Consider the following 2,914-nt stretch of genomic DNA (forward strand, 5'->3'; position numbering starts at 1 on the left):
TATATAATAATGAAACGTTCTCAGCTGAAGGCCGAGTGATATGGCTGCAATCGGAAGAAGGGAGCATGACATGCGGTGTTCATGTATTTGAATTTCCTGAACGGTTACAATCCATCATTCTTCAGCTCGGTGACACCTTAGAAGATTCAAAAATGTTCGGATAAGAGCCTCCTGAATTGGTGAGGCTCTTATAAAAAAACCCGTCTAAGCCATCCTTGTAGTGGATGACATAAGACGGGTTTTTATTATTTACTCATTCGACCGAAGATTTAGCAGAAGGTTTTGACTCGTTGCCTTCCAAGTCTACGGTGGTCACGTAATAGGTGTACTTTGAAGCTTCAGGATCAGCATAGGTTTTTCGTTCGTGAGCAGAGATGCTCGCTACTTTTTCGAAGTTGTCGCCGTCCTTACTACGATATACTCGATAACCAGCTACATAGACTTCGCGAACTGCGTGCCATGTAACGAAGGTCCCGCTCACTTCAACGTTTGATGGAGCCTCAATATCCACTTTTTGCTCTTTCAGTTTAGAGTATACGACTAGGCGATCCTGATGTCCGCCTTTATCTCTAATGAACTCTCCTGTACAGGTAATTACGTTGAGTCGCTTTTCATCCGTCTTTCCAAAGATTTTTTCAATAGGTGAATTGGTCTGAGGGTAACTTTCTAATTTCTCAACGATATATGTTTTTTCATTACCTTCGTCATCAGAAACGATGATTTCATCCCCTTTTCTAACCTTCGTTAAATCATAAAAGACAGCTGGACCTGTACGACTATCCACATGTCCGGCTATGACTGAGTTCCCCTTACTCCCTGGTTCTGTACCTGGCTCAAACCAGCCAGCTTTATCCGGATCCTCCGGGACTCCCATTTCTCCATTATCCAAGACTCCAACAGACTCTACAGACGCATCAACATCGATGGATGGAATCTTAATATGGTTCGGTTTGATCCCGTTTTTTTCTTGCTTTTGATTTTTCACAACCTCTTCAGCGTTCATGTTCTTATCTTTATTGATAACCGTGAACTCGCCATCAAGCACTGCTTCTTCCTTCTCCTCTTCTATTTGTGGGGGGGTAAGGTTGGAAGAAGAGGTCTCAGGGTTCTCTACGCGGACGACTTCAGACTCCTCTGAGTTATTGGTAAGATTCGCCCACACATCTGTTTCATATCCGATCATCAGTAGGGCAATCAAGCCCACACAGGTAAAATAGATTTTCCATTTCCTCTCCATTGCCCATCACCTTCTATCCAGTACTATTTATGAAACAGCGAAGAAGAGAGGCATCCCTCTCCTCTATGTCAATATAATTTTACGACTCCATTCTACTTTACTGATAGGCTTTCCTTCTGTAAAGAACTCCACCTGAAAGCAATACCATAGCACCGAACGCCACCCAGATCCATGTTGAGATCGAATGGTTATCGCTCATTCCGCCCAAACCTGTGTCCGGCATAGATTCCGGCATCATTTCTGCGCCAAACTGTTCTGGCATTTGTTTAACGATCGCATCTCCTAATGTTTCTCCGATGCCAAACATATACCCATATCCTTCATGGAATGAATCATACGTTGCTGCATAATCACCATTTACATAGTGATCGAACGTTTGCAATACATCTTCTTCGTGAGTCCAAATGGCATCTGTTGCTGCTTCTTGAGGCATGTTGCCTTCTGTTGCAGATGCTAAGAATGCACCATAGTCTTCTGCAAACATTTTCAAGCTCTCTTCAGCTTTCATACGCATTTCTTTATCATCTTCTAATGCTGCTGTAACAACGTTTGTCTGAGCATTGATATGATTTTGCTGCCATACTTTTTCAAACTGTGCAGCTCCTTCTTCGCCATGTAGAGATTGGATGACTGCTTTAAAATCAGAAGTGTGTTGGTTTTCAGCCCACGTCACAAAATCATAGTCAGGAGCCTGGTTGAAACCTTTTTGCATTTCAAGGGTGGCAAGGGCAAAGTGTTCGGATGCCAATGCATTTAAGTTTGAACGGAGATCAGCAGCTTTTGCATCTGCTTTCTTATTTTGAAATTTTTCGGGCATTTGTGTCGTGATCGCTGTTGACAAAGCTTTACTAATCTCGAACATACGGTTGAATCCTTTTCTGAAAGATTGATACGCTTTTTGATACTCTTCATTCACATAATGGTCAAATACATTCATAACATCTTGCTCATGAGCAGCTAATGCTTCTTTTGCTGCTTTAACTGGTAAATTACCCTCTGTGGCTGTCGCCAAGAAAGAACCGAACTCATTGACAAATTCTTCTACTTCTTTCTCTGCTTGTTTTCTAGCTTCAGCGTCATCGTTTTTTGCGGCTTTTACAAAGTCATCGGAATAATCGTTATGACTACTGAAAATTTCTTCAAACTGAGCGGCCGCTTCTTCTCCGTAGACAGAAGCAATTGCCGGTGTCATGTCTTTTGCATTCTGATCAATTTTATTCCAAACCTCATCCGCATCTTCTGAGTCTTCAAAGGATTTCATCATGAACGTAGTGGCCAATACGAAGTGTTCTGATAGTAGTTTGTCTAAGTCTGCTCGTAAGTCAGCTGCTGGGGTCTTCACCGTTGCTTCCTTATGGTCGTCTGCCAGCGCTATTGAGGGGACGAGCACCATCATTGCTGTTAATAAGACAAAAACTTTTTTCATAGCTTTCATGTTCTGTCATCTCTCCTTTTTGTTTTTTCATCTATTTGGCTTTAGTAATTTATGTTTCTTATTTAGCTATCGAAAGAGATGACATATTGGATCACTATTTTTGAGATTTTTTTAAGAAAATCTTATTATTTCTCTTTATTGTTGATTTTTTTGTTCAATTAAAGCTCCTGATTGTTGAAGACTCAGTTCCTAGATATCTGTGTCCGTTACTGGATTAAGACTCGGGTTGGCTGGGAAACGAC

2 protein-coding genes are annotated in these 2,914 nt (G+C 41.5%); both read right to left on the reverse strand.

The annotated features are described in order from the left end of the window. Positions 1 to 253 precede the first annotated feature (253 nt). Positions 254 to 1,237 (reverse strand): class F sortase, encoded by a 984-nt coding sequence (locus LD39_RS19275; RefSeq protein ID WP_052158962.1) that lies wholly within the window; start codon positions 1,235 to 1,237, stop codon positions 254 to 256. Positions 1,238 to 1,334: 97 nt separating this feature from the next. Then, a complete protein-coding gene (locus tag LD39_RS19280) occupies positions 1,335 to 2,672 on the reverse strand; it encodes a copper amine oxidase (RefSeq protein ID WP_035552027.1) in 1,338 nt (445 codons plus the stop codon). Positions 2,673 to 2,914 lie beyond the last annotated feature (242 nt).

This window comes from Halobacillus sp. BBL2006, assembly GCF_000786645.1.
Lineage (GTDB): Bacteria > Bacillota > Bacilli > Bacillales > Halobacillaceae > Halobacillus.